General features: G+C 45.5%; 14 protein-coding genes. 9 read left to right on the top strand and 5 right to left on the bottom strand.

The features are described 5' to 3' along the window. The first annotated feature begins 118 nt into the window (after positions 1 to 118). Positions 119 to 2,473: a fatty acid cis/trans isomerase gene (locus AB4274_RS08235; protein ID WP_372111639.1), complete on the top strand. Its 2,355-nt coding sequence runs from the start codon at positions 119 to 121 to the stop codon at positions 2,471 to 2,473. A 101-nt stretch (positions 2,474 to 2,574) separates the two neighbouring features. Here AB4274_RS08235 and AB4274_RS08230 read toward each other — a convergent pair whose 3' ends face one another. Continuing rightward, positions 2,575 to 3,513 carry a LysR family transcriptional regulator gene (locus AB4274_RS08230; protein WP_017071124.1) on the bottom strand — a complete coding sequence of 313 codons (939 nt, stop codon included), beginning with the start codon at positions 3,511 to 3,513 and terminating at the stop codon, positions 2,575 to 2,577. A gap of 93 nt (positions 3,514 to 3,606) precedes the next feature. Between AB4274_RS08230 and AB4274_RS08225 the strand changes: the two genes are divergently transcribed. Genes AB4274_RS08225 through AB4274_RS08215 form a run of 3 tightly spaced genes read left to right on the top strand, consistent with a single transcriptional unit; the run spans position 3,607 to position 7,647 of the window. Further along, a complete protein-coding gene (locus tag AB4274_RS08225; RefSeq protein ID WP_017064775.1) occupies positions 3,607 to 4,932 on the top strand; it encodes a cytosine permease in 1,326 nt (441 codons plus the stop codon). 5 nt (positions 4,933 to 4,937) lie between these two features. Further along, the gene (locus tag AB4274_RS08220; RefSeq protein WP_372111637.1) at positions 4,938 to 6,062 is read left to right on the top strand and encodes a DUF917 domain-containing protein; all 1,125 of its coding nucleotides are present in this window, start codon (positions 4,938 to 4,940) and stop codon (positions 6,060 to 6,062) included. Positions 6,063 to 6,066: 4 nt separating this feature from the next. Continuing rightward, complete coding sequence (locus tag AB4274_RS08215) at positions 6,067 to 7,647, top strand: hydantoinase/oxoprolinase N-terminal domain-containing protein (protein ID WP_372111634.1); 1,581 nt, start codon at positions 6,067 to 6,069, stop codon at positions 7,645 to 7,647. 150 nt (positions 7,648 to 7,797) lie between these two features. Here the strand turns inward: AB4274_RS08215 and torS are convergent, their stop codons facing one another. Both torS and AB4274_RS08205 read right to left on the bottom strand, forming a co-directional pair. Then, the gene (gene torS, locus AB4274_RS08210) at positions 7,798 to 10,809 is read right to left on the bottom strand and encodes a TMAO reductase system sensor histidine kinase/response regulator TorS (protein WP_372111632.1); all 3,012 of its coding nucleotides are present in this window, start codon (positions 10,807 to 10,809) and stop codon (positions 7,798 to 7,800) included. A 64-nt stretch (positions 10,810 to 10,873) separates the two neighbouring features. Beyond that, positions 10,874 to 11,038: a hypothetical protein gene (locus AB4274_RS08205; RefSeq protein WP_372111631.1), complete on the bottom strand. Its 165-nt coding sequence runs from the start codon at positions 11,036 to 11,038 to the stop codon at positions 10,874 to 10,876. Between AB4274_RS08205 and torT the strand changes: the two genes are divergently transcribed. Together torT and AB4274_RS08195 are read left to right on the top strand one after the other, a co-directional pair. Continuing rightward, on the top strand, positions 10,983 to 11,930 hold the full coding sequence (gene torT / locus AB4274_RS08200; protein ID WP_240698627.1) for a TMAO reductase system periplasmic protein TorT: 948 nt from the start codon (positions 10,983 to 10,985) through the stop codon (positions 11,928 to 11,930). The two genes, AB4274_RS08205 and torT, sit on opposite strands and share 56 nt — an antisense overlap. 60 nt (positions 11,931 to 11,990) lie before the next feature. Continuing rightward, entirely contained in the window at positions 11,991 to 12,446 is a 456-nt protein-coding gene (locus AB4274_RS08195; protein WP_017064778.1) for a methylglyoxal synthase, read from the top strand. 120 nt (positions 12,447 to 12,566) lie between these two features. Here the strand turns inward: AB4274_RS08195 and AB4274_RS08190 are convergent, their stop codons facing one another. Together AB4274_RS08190 and helD are read right to left on the bottom strand one after the other, a co-directional pair. Next, positions 12,567 to 12,917 (bottom strand): VOC family protein, encoded by a 351-nt coding sequence (locus tag AB4274_RS08190; protein ID WP_372111629.1) that lies wholly within the window; start codon positions 12,915 to 12,917, stop codon positions 12,567 to 12,569. A gap of 87 nt (positions 12,918 to 13,004) precedes the next feature. Further along, complete coding sequence (gene helD, locus AB4274_RS08185; protein ID WP_102332912.1) at positions 13,005 to 15,080, bottom strand: DNA helicase IV; 2,076 nt, start codon at positions 15,078 to 15,080, stop codon at positions 13,005 to 13,007. 177 nt (positions 15,081 to 15,257) lie between these two features. On the opposite strand from helD, the gene yccS reads away from it, so the two are divergent. The 3 genes from yccS to AB4274_RS08170 all read left to right on the top strand — a co-directional run bounded on the left by yccS (position 15,258) and on the right by AB4274_RS08170 (position 18,401). Next, positions 15,258 to 17,441, top strand: a complete 2,184-nt coding sequence (gene yccS, locus AB4274_RS08180) for a YccS family putative transporter (RefSeq protein WP_372097306.1) — start codon at positions 15,258 to 15,260, stop codon at positions 17,439 to 17,441. Between the two features lie 332 nt (positions 17,442 to 17,773). Next, complete coding sequence (locus AB4274_RS08175; protein ID WP_065584591.1) at positions 17,774 to 17,959, top strand: hypothetical protein; 186 nt, start codon at positions 17,774 to 17,776, stop codon at positions 17,957 to 17,959. Between the two features lie 121 nt (positions 17,960 to 18,080). After that, the gene (locus AB4274_RS08170; protein WP_017060893.1) at positions 18,081 to 18,401 is read left to right on the top strand and encodes a hypothetical protein; all 321 of its coding nucleotides are present in this window, start codon (positions 18,081 to 18,083) and stop codon (positions 18,399 to 18,401) included. Positions 18,402 to 18,423 lie beyond the last annotated feature (22 nt).

Here is an 18,423-nt window from a genome sequence, read left to right as displayed (position 1 = left end):
TGACGCGCATCGACAAGTCACTCGTCCCATCAAGATCTTGTCTACAAAATTGTTAGAACATGAGCATTTTCAATCATTTTCGATATAATTATAGAAAATGCCTAATATTTAAATACGTATGAATTTGAAAAAACTCTTCATTTTAGCTTTTGTTAGCGTCTTCTCAGGTTGTGCCGTCTACGCGGGTTTAAACTTCGACGAACTGTTTGGTGAACAACAAGTACGCGATCGCCAAGCACCTATTCTTTCAGCTCAAGCGCAGCACTTCATTGACGAAGTAAAGCCCATCATTGATAACCGATGCGTGGTTTGTCACGCTTGTTATGACGCCCCTTGCCAACTCAAAATGTCTTCAGTGGAAGGTATAGACCGAGGCGCGAGCAAGGCACTCGTTTATCAAGGCACCCGCTTAACGGCATCAGCCCCTACTCGCTTGTTTGAAGATGCTTTAACCACGCAAGAGTGGCGCGATGCGGATTTTCATCCTGTCCTCAATGAGCGCATGCAAAACTCAACGGCTAACCTCGATGCTGGTCTTGTTTCTCGTATGTTGATCCAGAAAGAGAATCACCCTCTGCCCGATCAAACCCAGCTTGAAGGTTTCGACTTTTCAATCGATCGCGACCAACAGTGCCCAACCATTGAAGAATACGCTCAATACGAGAGAGATTACCCAACTTGGGGAATGCCTTATGGGATGCCAAACTTAGACAAAACCGAATACGCGACTTTAATGAGTTGGTTGGAAAATGGCGCGTTAATGAACGACCACATTCCATTGACTGATGCAGAACAAGAGCTCGTTAATGTCTACGAAAGCTTTTTAAACAAGAGTGACAATAAGAGTCAACTTTCAGCACGTTACATCTACGAGCACCTGTTTTTATCTCATGTCTATTTTTCTGATTTAGCTCAGTCAACACGCTTCTTCACTGTTGTTCGCTCTGCAACACCACCAGGTGAAGCGGTACAGCGCATCACGACTCGTCGCCCTTATGACGATCCAAAAGTAGACCGTGTTTACTACCGTCTGATTCCAGAACAAGGCACTATCGTCGACAAAACGCACATGCCTTTCGCACTTAATAAAGAGCGTCTACAAAAGTGGAATACCTGGTTTGTCGACGTAAATTACGAAGTAAAACAACTACCTAGTTACGACATCGATGTTTCAGCTAACCCAATGACTTCGTTTGAAGCACTGCCAGTAAACTCGCGCTTCAACTTCATGTTAGATAACGCGCAAAACACCATCATGGCCTATATCAAAGGACCTGTGTGTCGTGGTCAACTTGCCTTGAACGTAATTAACGACCGTTTTTGGGTTTTCTTCATCGACCCAGAGAAAGCCGATGTTCCGGAAATCAACGCCTTCTACGCAAGTCAAAAGAAAAATTTAAAGCTACCTAGCGAACTAAAAAGTAACACCGTACCTGTGACCAACTGGGTAAGATACGCAAAGCAACAAGCGCAATACCTAAACGCGAAATCAGACTTCACTAACCAATGGTTCGAGAGTGGCGTCCACCTAGACACTGGCATCATTTGGGATGGCGATGGCATCAACCCGAATGCTGCTCTCACCGTCTTTAGGCACTTCGATAGCGCCTCTGTTGTACAAGGGTTAGTTGGCACGCAACCTAAGACTGCGTGGATTCTTGATTATGCTCTTCTAGAGCGTATTCATTATCTTCTCGTTGCAGGCTTCGATGTTTACGGCAACTTTGGCCACCAGCTGATTACACGCATGTTCATGGACTTCTTGCGTCTTGAAGGTGAGAGTAACTTCTTAAGCCTTCTTCCTAAAGACGTTCGTCACATTGAACACTCTAGTTGGTACCAGAACCAAAGCGCACAACTGAGTGACTATTTGCAGCGAAACATTGCACCTTTTGATCAGCCGACCAGCGTGGTTTACAAAACGGCGGATCCGAAACACGAACTGCTTGATATGATCAAAGATAAGCTCGCACCTGTTCTCGATAATCGCTTTGAGATTGTTGAAACAGGTTTTGGTAGGAAGAATGAAGCACTGCTTAACCAAGTGAATTTGATAAAGGGCGAAGGCCTGCGTCATGTGCCTCAATTAGTGATGATCATGATTGAAGGCGAAAACGGCGAAGAGCAACTGTTCACCATGATTCACAATAACGCGCACAGCAACATTTCTAGCTTGTTTAATGAAGAAGGTAACCGTGATTACGCCAATGATGACCTTACCCTCGTACGAGGCGTTGTCGGTAGCTACCCTGCGGCTTACCTATCATTAACCGAGAGCGAGATTCCTACTCTGGTTAAAACGCTGCAAAACTTAAGCACAGAAGAAGACTACGTGGCGCTGCTAGATAAGTTTGCGGTACGACGCAGTTCTAGCGAGTTCTGGCCATTCAGTGATCGCGTGCATCGTTGGTATCAACAAGACCAACCGATCGAGTTCGGATTGTTGGATTACAACCGCTTCGAGAACCGTTAGTTTTCACTCATAAAGCATAAAAGCAAAAATCCTCTGTCTTGGCAGAGGATTTTTTGTATATGAGAAAGTATCTTAAGTGCTATTGAGAAGCGACGAGTTCTCTATATTGAATCCGATGCTTCCGGTTGGTGTAGCTCATCAAAAAACGCACGCGCGGCGGGGGAAAGGGAATCTACAGGTTGCTTCAACACCACATAAAACTGACTCTTAAGGCTCCACTTCTCGGGCTGAAGCGGAATCAAGGCTTGGTCATAATGGCCACGGTCGATTAAATGAGATGGTAAAAAACTCAGGTGTGTGCCCGCCAAGGTTAAAATTACACCCGACTCGACATGCCAGCCATCAAAAGGCTTTACGGAATCGTACTGCTCAATATTCAGTAATCGGAACATCTCATCTTTGGCATAGCCGCCCATGTTGATACGACAGCCATCCAATGAGAAATCCTTGTCCATGATCTTCTCAGCCAGATCCTTACGCGCATACAGATAACTGTGCTCTTCAAACAGTGGGTATTTATGTTGAAACGCTGATTTTTGATGTGACCCTAGAACCACTATCATCATATCAATCTGGTTCTTTGCTAACTTCTCATTCAACTGGGTGAAATCCCCGACATCAACACTCACCTCAACACTGTTACTGCGTTGGTAAAACGTCTCGATCGCTTTGGGAAGTGGGTTATAAGGCAAAGTGACGGTGTTATCCAAACATCCAATTCGCACATGCCCAGAGAGTTCCGTCTGTACACCTCGTAACTTATAAGCGAAGTCGGTTAAGGTCGATTTTAGTTGGTTCGCATATTTATACACTTGCTCACCTTCATGAGTCAGCTTAAAACCACGTCGACCACGTTGGCATAATGTTAATTCTAAGCTTTTTTCCAAGGCAATAAGCTGATTACTCAGCACTGGTTGACTAATCCCAGTGCTTGCGACCGCCTGATTGATGCCTCCTTGTTCAACAATTTCACAAAAAAGCTCTAATCTACGTAGGTCTCTTTTATCTAACTTATTGTTTGGATTCACTTTGCCACTCACATTTGTTTTTTGTTATGTTTACATCTGATTATATTCATTTATTAACAATAAATACATCAGTATGCTTTATTCACACTTATGGAATAACAATGCATGGATGGCACTATGGCGGCAGAAGCTTACGTGAATAAACCCGAAGCAACACACAGCCACAAAAAGATAGATGACTTCGAGTTGGAACCCGTTCCCGAGAAGGCCAAACGATCTTGGTGGGTCATCAGCCTTATTTGGTTGGCAATCGGCATCGACATTTCGGGACTGTTTCTCGGCTCGATTCTAAGCAGCGGTATTGGTTTTGAAGACGCACTGCTTGCCACGTTTATTGGTTCAGGCTTATTGGCGATCATCGCGATGCTGTGTGCCAACATTGGCTTTCAAGCTGGCGTCTCTACCCCGCTGGTGAGCAGCGCGGTATTTGGCCGTAACGGCGGTAAAATTCTTGGCTTCATCAACGGCATCTCATTAGTCGGCTGGTTCGCATTCCAGGCTGATTTCTTCGCTTTCATCATGGTCGATGCACTGGCGAAATACGACATCATAATTTCACACCTCACCGCTCTTATTGGCGGCAGTGTGTTAATGATGATGACGGCTATCTATGGCGTTCGTGCTTTAGGCAAACTCAGTACCTATTCTGTTCCATTGATGGTGACGTTGATTACCATCGGTTTGTTTATGGCTGCTGATTATCAAGGTGGCGCAGCGCCATCGATTGAAGATCCTTTGACGCTTGGCCAAGCCATCTCTTTTGTTATGTCTATCTGGATTCTAGCTGCGGTTGCTGCACCTGATATTGCTCGCTACGCCAAAACACGCCGTGATGCGATTTTAGGAGCGGGTATCGGTTTCCTCGTCGGCAACAGCGCCATCATTCTTATCGCATTGATCTTGACCAAAATGACAGGCACCGACGACCTAGTAGAAGTCTTCTTCACACTTGGTTTAGGTATGGCGGCCATCATCGTTCTGGTGTTCGCACAGTGGACTACCAATAGTAGCAACCTGACCTCTGGCGGCTTATGCATGTCGATGGTTCTACCTAAGATTCCGCGCCCTGTTCTGGTTGTGATCATGACCATCGTCGGCATTGGCATTGCTCAACTCGGCATGGTGAACAAGTTTACCGACTTCTTAATGCTACTCAGCGTAACCATTGCGCCTGCTGCGGGTGTCTACATCGTTCAATATTATGTTTTAGATTCGACAAAAATGAGCTTTGAGAACATCCAACAAGTTCCAGCTTGGATGTTTAAAGGCTTGGCTTCTTGGGCATTTGGTACTGCATTCAGCGCTTGTACTGCACCAGAGTTTTTCAATCTGTTTTCGTTCACCAGCATCTCGGCGTTAGACGGCATTCTTGCCGCTGGTGTGATTTACCTCGCCCTAATGAAACTTTCTCCTTCAAGTGATAAGGAATAGTAGTTGTGATTATTACTGAACAAATGATTGATGATATCGCGCTTGGTGCGACGGTATTAGGTACTGGCGGCGGCGGTGACCCATACAGCGGTGCCTTGATGGCGAAAGTAGCCATTGCAACGGCAAAGCACCCTGTACGCATGATTCCTTTAGAAGACGTGCAAGACGATTGGATAACGGTGCCCTCTTCAATGATTGGCGCACCAACCGTTGCAGTAGAGAAACTCAATTCGAAAGATCAAATGTTGATTGCTTTCGAAGCGATGGAAAAAGCGCTCGGCACTGAAGTAGCGGCAACGTTTCCTATCGAAGTGGGCGGTTTTAATTCATTGATTCCAATTCTCGTTGCAGCGCAAAAGAACATTCCTGTGATCGATTGTGATGCGATGGGACGTGCGTTTCCAGAAGCTCAGATGGTGACCTTCTTTCTTGATGGTCTCCCTTCTGCACCGAACACATTGGCCGATGAGCGTGGCAATGTCGTCACGCTTTACCCAATTGACGGTATTTGGTCTGAAAAGTTTGCGAGGCCAATTACCGAGCAGATGGGCGGCTCTGCAGCAATGTGCGATTACCCAATGAACGGTAAGAACCTAAAACGCAGCGCACTGCCTGCAACACTGACCCAAGCAATGAAGATTGGTGAAGCGATTAGATTGGCGAACGACAACAATCAGAGTGGCACACAGGCCGTTTTAGATATTGTCGGCGGCCATACCATCATCAGTGGCAAGATTGTTGATATTCAACGTGAAACCGACGGTGGCTTTGCAACAGGTGGTGTCGTGATTGAAAAGTTGGCTCAGTTTGAAGATACAGGCGTCGATAACGTGTTTGTGCAGTTCCAAAACGAATTGCTTCTCGCGCACAAAGGCACAAGCCGCGCCGACATGAACCAAGATAACCTGCTGGCATCAACACCGGATCTTATTTCGATCTTGGATCATGAAACGGGTAAGCCAATCACAACCGAACAACTTCGTTACGGGCAGCGCATCGACCTAATTGCCTACCCTTGTGACCCTAAATGGCGCACTGACAAAGGCATCGAAGTCGCGGGCCCGGGTTACTTTGGCTACACCGTCGAGTATCAAACCATTGAACAACTAAAGTCTGCATTGAAGAGGTAGTCGCATGACAAACATTACGCTTGATTACTGCCGCCTTGGCATTGACGTAGGTGGCACCAATACCGACGGTGTACTGCTCGACGCAGACTTGAATGTGATTGCCAAAGTAAAAACCGCAACCACACATGACATTTCAACCGGCATTGATAACGCGATAGCTGCGCTATTAAGCCAAGCAAACATTGATGGTCAGCAAGTGAAACATGCGATGCTTGGTACCACTCAATGCACCAACGCAATCGTTGAACGAAAAGGCTTAGATAGAGTCGGCATGATTCGCTTAGCGCTTCCAAGTGGTGATAGTGTTCCGCCACTCTGTGGTTGGAGCAAAGCTTGGCAAACACTGCTTGGGGAGCACTTCTACCAAGCTCACGGCGGCTATGAGTATGACGGCCAGTTGATTGCCGACATTCAAGAATCTGAAATCCGCGAGCTTTGCCAGAAAATGAAAGGCCAAGTGGATTCCATTGCTATCTGCGGAGTGTTCTCTCCCGTCAATGGCGACCAGGAGCTTCAAGCAGCAGAGTGGATTCAACAAGAACTTCCGGGGGTGAACCTTTCGTTATCCCATAAAGTGGGCAGCTTAGGGCTTTTAGAACGCGAGAACGCCACTATCCTCAATGCTGCTCTGCAAGGTACAGCAAAACGATTCGTAGACGGCTTTTGTAATGCACTCATCAATCATGAAATCCACACCACGCCTTATTTCGGTCAGAACGACGGAACACTGATGTCGCAGCAATTCGCATTGATGTACCCGATTCTTACCGTGGCTTGTGGCCCAACAAACTCGATTCGCGGAGCAAGCCACCTGACCAAGTTAAAAGATGCAATCGTGGTCGATGTGGGTGGCACTACGTCTGATATCGGCGTGCTAACTCACGGTTACCCAAGAGAGTCGAGCTTAGCGGTAGAGATTGGCGAAGTGAGAACCAACTTCCGCATGCCTGATATTTTGGCGTTAGCCATTGGTGGAGGCACCAAGGTTCGTTTTGAGCAAGAACGTATCGAACTAGGCCCTGAAAGTGTTGGTCACACTCTAACGCAAACGGCGCGTAGCTTTGGTGGTGATGAACTTACGCTCACCGATATTGCACTCAAAACAGGTCAAATGCAGTGGCAGGCAGAGCATCAATTGAGTGATGAGATTGGTGTTTCGGCCGAACAAGCAAGCAAGGTTTACCAACAAATGGTCACGGATGTTGAAGAAGGCATCGATAAGATGAAGACCTCTGCAGCGAGTGTACCCGTAATCATGGTTGGCGGCGGCAGTGCACTATTCCCAGATCATTTTGAAGGAGTAAGCCAAGTGGTTCGCCCTGAGCACTTTGAAGTAGCGAATGCCATTGGTGTTGCGCTGGGAGAAATATCAGGCCAGTTCGATAAGATCGTACCGATTGATCCAGCATCACGTGAAGAGACCTTAAAGGGCTTGGAGGAGCAATCAAAGCAACTGGCGATTGAAGCTGGCGCATGCAGCGATAATGTCGCGATCATTGAACGAAGCGAGATTCCATTAAGCTACCTTCAAGGCAACATGGTTCACGTTAAGATCAAAGCAGCTGGACATATCAAGATGATTTAAAGCGAATCAACGAAAATTGTATTTAACCAAGTCCTATAACGAAAAAGCAGCCAATTCTTTCATACAAAATGAAGAAATTGGCTGCTTTTTATGTTGTTACTTTTGGTTTCCAACTCACGATACGTTTCTGTCACAACCTAAGGTTTGTTTTTATAACTGCTCTTGCAACGCCTCAAGCGACTCTTGAACCAACTTCGACAACTCGCTATCTTTGCCTCGGTATTCACCTAATGGATCGCTGCTCGCCTCTATCACTTGGCAAGCATTGAAAAGTTGCAACAAACCTAAACTGCCCGCGGAACCTTTCAGTTTATGAGCGAGAGATTTTACCTCACGTCCATTGTTCGAATCACTCGCTTCGACCATTTCGCTTAAAGTGACGCGGCTACTCTCTTCAAATAGTCCCACAATCTGCTTCATCTTTTCTAAGCCAAGAATGGACAAGTCACCTTTGATGACATTGGAATCAATCAATTTCACAGGAATCTCTCCTTCGTCTTCAGTTTGCGAAGCCTTGATGGCTAGATGAGAGACGACACTCGCCATCTGAGATGAGTACAACTCGTTGCCTTTATTACGTTGAGGCTTGCTGTTTTGACTGCATATAGAATCGTTAGGATCTGGTTGTGGCAGTAACAAAGCCTTGCCATCAAGCTGTGTCACAATGAGCTGAGAAAGTGCTTCCTTCTCTAGCGGCTTAGGCAAGAAACCATCAAAGCCAGACGACAAGTAGCTTTCCACTTCCTCGTTAAACACGTGAGCCGATACTGCGATCATTGGTGGTACTTTGCGTGTTACGTTTTCTTCATGCTCATGCTGAAGCGCATCGTCTTTGAGCTGTTGAATTAACTCGACGCCATCGCAATCTGGTAAGTTAATATCCACCAGCGCAATATCAAACTCTTGCTCACTGAATATGGCTCTCGCTTCTTGTCCCGTTGTCGCTATCACAACATCGTGACCTAAGTTATTCAAAAAGCCTTCGGCAACAATACAGTTCACAGGGTTGTCTTCAATCAGAAGGACCTTCGCTCGGATACAAGCTTCAATGACCGTTGCTTTCGTTTCAATTTTCTCACCTACTTCGAGTGGCAATGAGAACCAAAACTGACTGCCCTCGCCTTCTTCCGAATGAACGCCAATATCCCCATTCATTGCCAACATGATACTTTTACTGATCGCTAATCCAAGCCCTGTGCCACCGGTTTTGTTGCGGCCGCTATCGGTTTGGGTAAACGCATCAAACAGACAAGCTTGTTCGCTTGCGTCAATTCCGACACCGGTATCTGACACTTCAAACATGACTCGATTTTCATCTTCGATATCTAAGCTGATAAAGATATCGACCGAACCACTTTCCGTAAACTTAATCGCGTTACCGACCAAATTATTCAAGATTTGGCTGATTCGCGTTACGTCACCACGCCAATAGCGTTGCACATCACTTTCAATATGGAAATCAAAGTTCAGCTTCTTCTCAGCGGCACGCCCTTCCATCAATTGGTAGGTATCTTGAACCATCTGATGAAGATCAAACGAAGCAGTGCGGATTTCTAAATGCCCTGCTTCAATCTTTGAGTAATCTAACACGTCATTCAAAATCGCGAGTAGGTTCTTACCGCTGCGGTTAATGATGTCTGCATAGCCGGATTGCAGCGGGTCTAACCCGGTATCTTTGAGCAATCTTGCAGTACCTAATACACCGTTCATCGGCGTTCGTATTTCATGACTCATCGTCGCAAGGAAAGCGGATTTTGCGCGGCTTGCTTGTTCTGCGGCGTTACGAGCCTTAGCGTGGTTCCCTACCTCGATGTTCAGCTTCTCATTGGTCTTTTGCAGCTGGTAGGTTCGGTCTGTGACCAACTCTTCTAAGTGTTCTTTGTGCTCTTCAAGTTCGCGTTTCGCCTTTGCTTCACCCACCGCAACCACTTGTAGCGCCTGCGCGGTGTTTCTGGCAGTGATGATCGCCTCGCCCATATGAGCCAGCTCATCATTACCCTTTACCGAGATATCAATATTCAGGCGACCTTGTGCGATAGACATCAAGGCCGATGAGTATTCAGTAAGACGTTTAACAACCGAGATATACACCACTCGCCACACGATAAATGCAACGATAACCAAACCAATAACCGAAATCACAGACAGTGACCATTGAGCCAAATTCAACGTGCTGGTCAGCTCATCAACCGCTTTTTTGGTACTGCGGTTTGAATCATCAACCAGTTGGTTAACCGTTGTATTCAGCTGAGAGAACAGCTCCAACGTATTTTGCATCAGAAACTCTGACTTTTTGGTGTTCTCATATTGTTCTAATGAAATATCGAACACGACTTGGCGTTTTCTGAGCTCTTCTAGAAGCTGAGACATCTGCGCTGAACGAGTAGGATCTTCGACCGCTTTAACGCGGCGCGCCATGATTCTTAGGTTGGATTCAAATTCTGATTGGATTTGATGAATACGCTCTACGTTGGTAACGGTTTGCGTTTCTTCAATTTGGTTAAGCATTTTGAACGCCAGCAAATGCAATTCGTGTAGGCGCTCAGACAAATCAAGGTCAACCTCTACAAGCGCATCTAAGGCTTGGTAGGCTTTATCCGTTTCTTTGGTTTCTAGCAGGTCATAGATATGCGTGACGTTAGCAACCGCAATGGTAGCCGTGTTCAAAACTTGGGTTCGCGTCAACTGCTCTAGCTCTTCGGCCAATAGGCGCATCTCTTCGACACGAGACGACAACTCTTTGCTTAACCAAAGCTTACGCTCAACCGACACACCCAACTCAGCCAGTGTGTTAATAACGCTTTGAACATTGTTTTCGAGTTTATTGAGGAGCTGAGAATCGAAACTGTCGACACCAAGCTCTTTGATATGTTGAAGAAGCGACTCAAGTTGGTCAAACAGTACGGTGCCAGCCTCTTTTCTTTCGGCCTCGTTTCTCGCATTAGAAAGTGTTTGTACTGACGAAATAATACGGTTACTCAACTCAGAAACCTGACGAGCTTCGATCATGGCAGGAAGCGCCGAATCAACGACGTTTCTTTCCGTTTTTGCTACAAAGCTAAAACCAGAAACACCGATCAATGCAGACAATAGAACCAACAGTGCCATCACTAAGAATGAGGCCAGCAGCTTGCGTCCAATACTCGCTGAAGCTAACAACATAAACTCTAAACCTTAAAACGTTCTTCTTTACCCATGCAGAATACGCTATATTTTGCAGTGTTTCTTATCTAAAACCAACAAAACGGCAATTCATGCTATCTAGACCTTTCGCTTCAATAATTCTTCTCTCACTACTGGCCTCAGTGACTACTGTCGCAAGTGCTAGTGAGCCTTTGAGCCCAATAAAGCCCGCCAATGCCACATCACAAAAAGAGAAAATCTGTGCCATTTATCCGCACCTCAAAGACTCTTATTGGTTGTCGGTAAACTATGGAATGATCTCTGAAGCAGAAAAGCAGCAAGTTGAGCTAAGAGTATTGGAAGCTGGCGGTTACCCCAACGTGGCCAAACAAGCCTCGCAACTGGTGCTTTGCACGCAATGGGGAGCCGATGCCATTATTTTAGGTACGGTTTCACCCGATGCGTATCATGACAATCTCAGTGATTGGGTTGGCTCGACGCCTGTGTTTGCTACGGTAAATGAGTTAACCGTCAATGAAGAACAACAGAAGGTATTAAAAGGTACGGTCGGTGTCGATTGGTACCAAATGGGATACCAAGTCGGAGATTTTTTGTCGAAACGACACCCGAAAGGATCAGGCGAAACACCTATCGCCCTGTTACTTGGCCCACAAGCGAGTGGCGGCACTAAGCCTGTAGCACTGGGGTTTTATGATGCGATCAAGTCGAGTGATATCAAAATTGCGATCAGCTATTGGGCAGATAACGATAAAGAACTTCAAAGAAATCTAGTACAGCAGGTGATAGAAGAACCTGATATCCAATATATAGTCGGAAGTGCCGTCGCGATTGAAGCAGCGATCAGTGAGCTACGAGCGGCCGATAAAACCGAAGATATTGGGTTAATCTCAAGTTACCTAAGTCACGGAACCTACCGTGGTTTACTCCGTAACAAGGTACTTTTTGCGCCAACAGATAAAATGGTTGAGCAAGGTCGCTTGTCGGTAAAACAAGCCACGAGTTACTTACGCGGTCAACCTTACGAGCAACACAGCGCACCGATTATCGAAGCGCTGACACCTGCAACTCTCAAAGATCAAATTATCGCCGACTCATTGTCACCTTCTGAGTTTCGTCCGGTATTCAGTGTGAATCCATAGTGCTATATTGGCTGAAGAACTCAAAACAATAAAAACGAAACAACAATTTAGGGAACATTCATGCAAAAAACAACGCGCACTATGCCAACACACAAGCATATCGCTTTGGTCGCTCATGACCACTTCAAACCTGAGCTACTAAGATGGGTCAAAGAGAACAAAGAAAAACTACAAAAGCACTTCCTTTACGCAACGGGCACGACTGGTTCTCTACTCAGTAAAGAGACAGGCTTAGCAATCAAGAGCATGATCAGCGGCCCTATGGGCGGCGACCAACAACTTGGCGCGCTTATCTCTGAAGGCAAGATCGATATGCTGATTTTCTTCTGGGATCCACTTAATGCTGTACCACATGACCCAGACGTAAAAGCACTGCTTCGTATCGCAAGTGTTTGGAACATTCCTGTGGCCACTAACCGCGCTACCGCTAATTTCTTGTTTAACTCTTCACTGCTTGAAGAAGAAGTAATCATCGAGATCCCAGACTACGAAGCGTACCTAGCTGAGCGCACGTAATCGCACGTTAAATGTGCTCTCTACTGAACAGACTAAAAAGCCTGCATTTTATCGCAGGCTTTTTTATGTCTCGTTTTCAGACATTAAACAGTTCAATCATAAAACAGTGCGAGAGTCTCTCTATTTATCGCTCCACACTGCCATCTCGTTGCCACTTGGCTCTCTGAAATGGAAACGTCTGCCGCCGGGAAAGCTAAAGATCTCACGGTTTATCTGACCACCAGCATCAATTACATCGAGCTCGGTTTGCTCAAGATCTTGGCTATAAAAAACCATCAGCGCCGCGCCATTATCCGTATTCGACGCCAGATCCGCCAAATAGAAGCCGCCCATTAAGCCTTTGCCTTCAAACGCAGAATACTCAGGGCCATAGTCTTCAAAGCTCCAACCAAACACTTGACTGAAAAATGCCTTAGTTGCGGCGATGTCTTTCGCAGCAAATTCAATGTAGTTAATTGAGCCGTGTTCCATAGCAAATTCCTTATGCTTTATGCGTCTGCCTTGTGATATTAGGGCAGGGATTGAAGATCTAATCTTAGACAATCAAGTCAAGTAACATCACTTTTTACGAACAACTGGGTAATCAGAACCATGCAGCTCCTGCACAAAGCCAGAGCCGTCGCCACTGTGCGTGATCCATACTTTCTCTTTTGCCCGCGTCATTGCTACATAGAATAAACGACGCTCTTCAGCATAAGGGAACGCGTCTGATGATTCAGTCAATGCGCCATCAATATGCAGCTGTTTCTTCTTGGTCGGGAACTGTCCTTCGTCAACACAAAGAATAATGACAAAGTCCGCCTCTTTACCTTTACTGCCGTGGCAAGTCATGAACTTGATATCAATGGAAGTGAAGATCTTCTTCCAGTCTTCCAACAACTCTGGCTTGTGGTAATGATTACGTCCAAGTAGCAGCACCAATTTATTGGTTTTGCCTTTGGATTGACGGTTCAGTTGATCAAGAATCTTCTCAACTTCTTTACTTGGCGCACTGTACACCGCCTTCTGCTTCTGTTGCTTGAAGCTGTTCAGTTCTTTCGGAATCTGAATTGGGTTTTCTTGTACAAAGCGATTAGCCACCGCACCTAACTGATTGTTAAAGCGGTAAGTCGTATCTAGGTGATGAATGGTCGAACTTTCAAAACGATCCTTAAAGCCCGTGGTCAAATCCACATCCGCACCTGCAAACTGGTAAATCGACTGCCAGTCATCGCCTACTGCAAAAATAGAGGCTTGATGCTCGGCTTTAGACTGATTACACAGTGCTTCAACCAAGGCAAGACGATCAGGTGAGATATCTTGGTATTCATCGATCATGATGAACTTCCAAGGTGAGATAAACTTGCCCTTCTCGACATACTGAGTCGCTCGGCTGATCATGATTGAGAAGTCGATATGATTCTGTTCTTTCAGCTCCTTTTGCCACGCGGTTACACATGGCCAACACAGTGAAAGCTCGCTGTTGAGGCGCGCATAGTCTCGGTGATCAATCAGCTGTTGCTGTACTTCTTTTTTGGTTAAACCCGACGCATTCAACTGTTCTAGCTGCTTTTCAAGCCAACCGATCAATTTGAGGTTTGAAACGTGGCTACCAAGCTCATCGTCACCGGTTAAATAAGCGATTGGCCATTTAGACAAATGCTTTTGCCAACGTTTAAAGTTGGTCGGTGTCATCCAGTGCTTCTTCAACCAATCAATGCACCATGCTTGGCGTTGGTTGTCATCGAGCGCTAAAGGAGAAATAACCACACGTTCGGGTTCAACTTGATTCAGTATCTTTAAACCCAACTGGTGGAAAGTGCTGACTTGCACCTTCTCTGCTGATAAACCAATTTTGCTGTCGAGACGTTGCTTCATCTCTTCTGCCGCTTCACGACCAAAAGCGAGCAATAGCAACTCTTCAGCTTGAGCTTGATGGCTTTGCAGTAAATACGCGACGCGAGCCGTTAGAACACTGGTTTTACCCGAGCCTGCACCCGCTAAAATAAGGTTGTGATCATCATTCATCAACACCGCATATTGCTGCGATAAGTTCAGTGGTGACGACTCACATTGCGCAAACAACACTTCCCAGTTTTTTCGCTCGGTCTCTAGCCATTGCTGGTTTCTTTCAGCTTGCTTGATTTCCGTTTCAGATAACCATGGCTGCATTCTTGCGATGCGGTTTGGCATGCGTTGTGCGGCCTCTTCTAGCGTCATTGTCATACTCTCTAAGCCTGAGTTGACCATATCAACCCAAGTGTTGACCTTAGAATGCGGTAGAAAGGCTGGTAATTGCTCAAGACGTGTTAATTCAGCTTCCCACTGAGGTACGTGTTCAGCCAATTGTTCACATTGAGTGTCGTGCCACTTCTGATAAGCACTAACTGACGCGCGTGCAAATTGACGGCATTGATCCCAAGGTAAGCCTTGTACTAACCAACTGCGCTGTGTTCCATCTTGTTGATTAGCAAAAAATTGTAGCGATCCCCAGAACAATCCTCGCTTTATCGCGATCTTGCCACTCCAAATAGTAAATGGGATACGCTCTTCACTCCCTACTGAAGATAACAGCAAGCGTGGACCATCAAGTTCAACCTGATGATATTCATTTTGAATAAAAAACTGTGCAGTCTTGTTAGCGCTTAGCTGCATTGGAGTGTGCTCTTAATTGGGAATATTGAATTTATATCATGATGCAATGAGAATTAATAATATCTCATATCTTATCGACGCTTTCATGACCACCTACGGGCAATTATGGATAAGTATCAAATTCTTGTGCTTGATTTCTGTTAGGATTATGGTTTTTAGTGTGTCAAGTGAGCGACTGTGGACTTTTCAGCCAAATTACGCCTCTATTGGGCGAATAAAACCATAAATTACAGCGTATTAATTCTCATCACTCTGCTCGGCGTGGTGGTGCCTGCTTGGTATTATGGACAAAACACACTGATCACGCCTTTGATCTTAGGCGTTATTGCTGCGGCTCTTGCGGAAAGTGATGACAGCTTTACCGGGCGCTTGAAAGCACTCACGCTGACCTTTATCTGTTTCGCCGTTGCGGCTTTCTCTATTGAGCTTCTCTTCGATACGCCTTGGCTGTTCGCGATAGGGCTTTTTGTTTCAACCTTCTTTTTTATCATTCTCGGGGCAATTGGCCCTAAATACGCGAGTATCGCGTTTGGTTCTCTCTTGGTTGCCATCTATACCATGCTTGGTGCACACGAGAGCACCAACCTTTGGTTTCAACCGCTTCTACTGTTAACTGGCGCCGCTTGGTACTACTTCATGTCGATGATTTGGCAGATAGTGTGGCCAATGCAACCCGTGCAGCAAAACTTAGCCACGGTATTCGATCAAATCGGTAACTACATCGATTCAAAAGCGGAACTCTTCTACCCCGTTTCTGACTTGATTCCCCAGCCACACCGAATCATTGAAGCCAAACTCAACGCGAGTACCGTTAACGCACTCAACATGTGTAAGGCGACGCTACTTAACCGCTCTAAGCGCGGACACATTGACGGCCCTAGTGACCGATTTCTTAACACCTACTTTATCGCACAAGATATTCATGAACGCGTAAGCTCAAGCCATTATCGTTATCAAGAGCTAGCAAAACACTTTGAACGCTCTGACGTGTTGTTTCGATTTAAGTATCTACTGGAAGCGCAGGCCACTGCGTGTAAAGAAGTGGCGAGCTCGTTGAAAGTTGGCGCTGAATACCAGCATGGTGACAAGTCTGTATTGGCACTCGATGAGCTGATGTCTTCGCTCAATCATCTGCACCAACAGAATAATCCTAAATGGAAATCACTGCTGAACCAGTTGGATTACTTATTCAATAACCTAGCAACCGTTGAAAAACAGCTCTCGAATATCAGCAACCCAGATGCAGAGAAGATTGAAGAAGGTGTATTGAACGATACCAACCCTCATACTTTGACGGCAATGTGGCACAAGATCAAAGCTAACTTGCACACCGATTCTATGCTATTCCGCCACGCGATTCGCATGGCGATCACTTTGACGCTGGGCTACGGGATTATCCAGGGTTTTGATATCGAACGAGGTTATTGGATTCTACTGACGACACTGTTTGTGTGTCAGCCAAACTACAGTGCAACCCGTCAAAAACTGACGGCGCGTGTCATTGGCACGGTCGCAGGCTTATTGATCGGAGTACCGTTACTGACTTTCTTCCCGTCGCAAGAGAGCCAATTAGTGTTCATTGTGATCAGTGGCGTGATGTTCTTTGCGTTTCGAATCAATAACTACGGGTTTGCGACCGGCTTTATCACACTGCTTGTGCTCTTCTGCTTTAACCAATTAGGTGAAGGCTACGCGGTAGTATTGCCAAGGTTAGCGGATACCTTTATTGGTTGTGCTCTCGCCGTGCTTGCTGTCATTTATGTGTTACCTGATTGGCAGTCGAAGCGACTGCACAAAGTGATGGCGAATGCGCTCGATTCCAATAAGAACTATCTCGCTCAGATCATCGGCCAATACCGTGTCGGTAAGAAAGATAGCCTAAACTATCGTATCGCTCGACGTAGTGCGCATAATAATGATGCAAACCTGACTGCCGCGATCAGTAGCATGTTGGTTGAACCGGGTAAGTACCGCACCTCTGAAGATGAGAGCTTCCGATTCTTAACACTCAATCATGCTCTACTTAGCTATATCTCGGCTCTGGGTGCTCACAGAACGCGTATTGATGATGAAGCGACACACAAACTGGTGCTAGATGCGCACAGAGTAATCCACCAGCATCTCGACGCTCTAAATGATCAACTCTATTCTCATAAAGAGCATTGTGAAGTGAAAAACGCTTATGACCCGGAGCTGGATAAACGTTTGAGTGAATGGCGAGAAGAAGATGAGAATTCTGTCAAAATGGTTCTACAACAGCTCCATTTGATCTATCGAATGCTTCCAGAACTGCATACCTTAGCGACCAAGTTTGCAGTTAAGGTTAAGATCGACAAGTCGTTTGAAACAGAAGCTTCTTGAGCAACAAACAAAATACCGTAAAAACAAAAAGATAACGCCAATTGCTTATCTTTTGATCATCACAAATATTTATACATTGCTTTACCCATACCCCTAATTGGGTAGAGCAATTACTTACCTACCCTTGTGCCACAAGGGTTGAAGGCGTTTTTACATTGTAGGAATTTTCTGACTTTGATTGACCAAGCCTTAACTTTTCCTAACATTTCTCGGACAAAAAACGACCACAGGAATTTATAGTTGTCTTAGTTTCAAGAAACTTCAAACATCATTTAAAATTCACTTAATCTTGTTTGATTTCCTGAATCAGTAGACTATGCTCTAAAGAGCATATGGATTTGAACAAAGGTCACACTATGAATACACAGCAATTTGAAGCATTTAAGCAGCAAATACAGCTTCTTAGCCCACAACAATTAAAAGCACTTCAGAGTGAGATCGACGGCAACCTCGAAACAGAGAAGCCTTCTTTGCTTACTGATGAAGAGTTAAACGCGCTAAATGACCTGTTCAGTTAATAGACAGACATCACTATTTTAGCTTAAGTTCACATTTTCACCGTAAATTTCATCTGTTCACCATTGCGCTCAAAATATCGTCCGCCTAGACTCATTCCATACGTCAATAAAAGGTTCTGATATGTCGATATCTGGTATTCAATCTGGTTACGCCATTATTCAGCAATCCACCAACATGGCTGAAGAAGCCGCAATCGAGCTCAACCAAGCCTCCAAACACGCTCTAGAATCCGACGACACTTTCGAAGCTAGCGATCTCAGCTTTAATCAAATAGAGCCTGAACAAGCCATTTCCTTTAAAGACAAAGAACCTGAACCTGCTTCATCTTCAACCGATTCCCTGATTAAACTGACACAAAGCGCAAGTTACAACCGCGTTGGTGCAAGTGTGGTTGATCGTCAAAACGAAGCCATCGGTAGCCTTCTCGACATTCATATCTAAATTTCGCTCAAATACAGCCTAT

The sequence above is a fragment of the Vibrio sp. 10N.261.55.A10 genome, assembly GCF_041470825.1.
Lineage (GTDB): Bacteria > Pseudomonadota > Gammaproteobacteria > Enterobacterales > Vibrionaceae > Vibrio > Vibrio crassostreae_C.
This window is presented reverse-complemented; position numbering and strand designations above follow the sequence as displayed.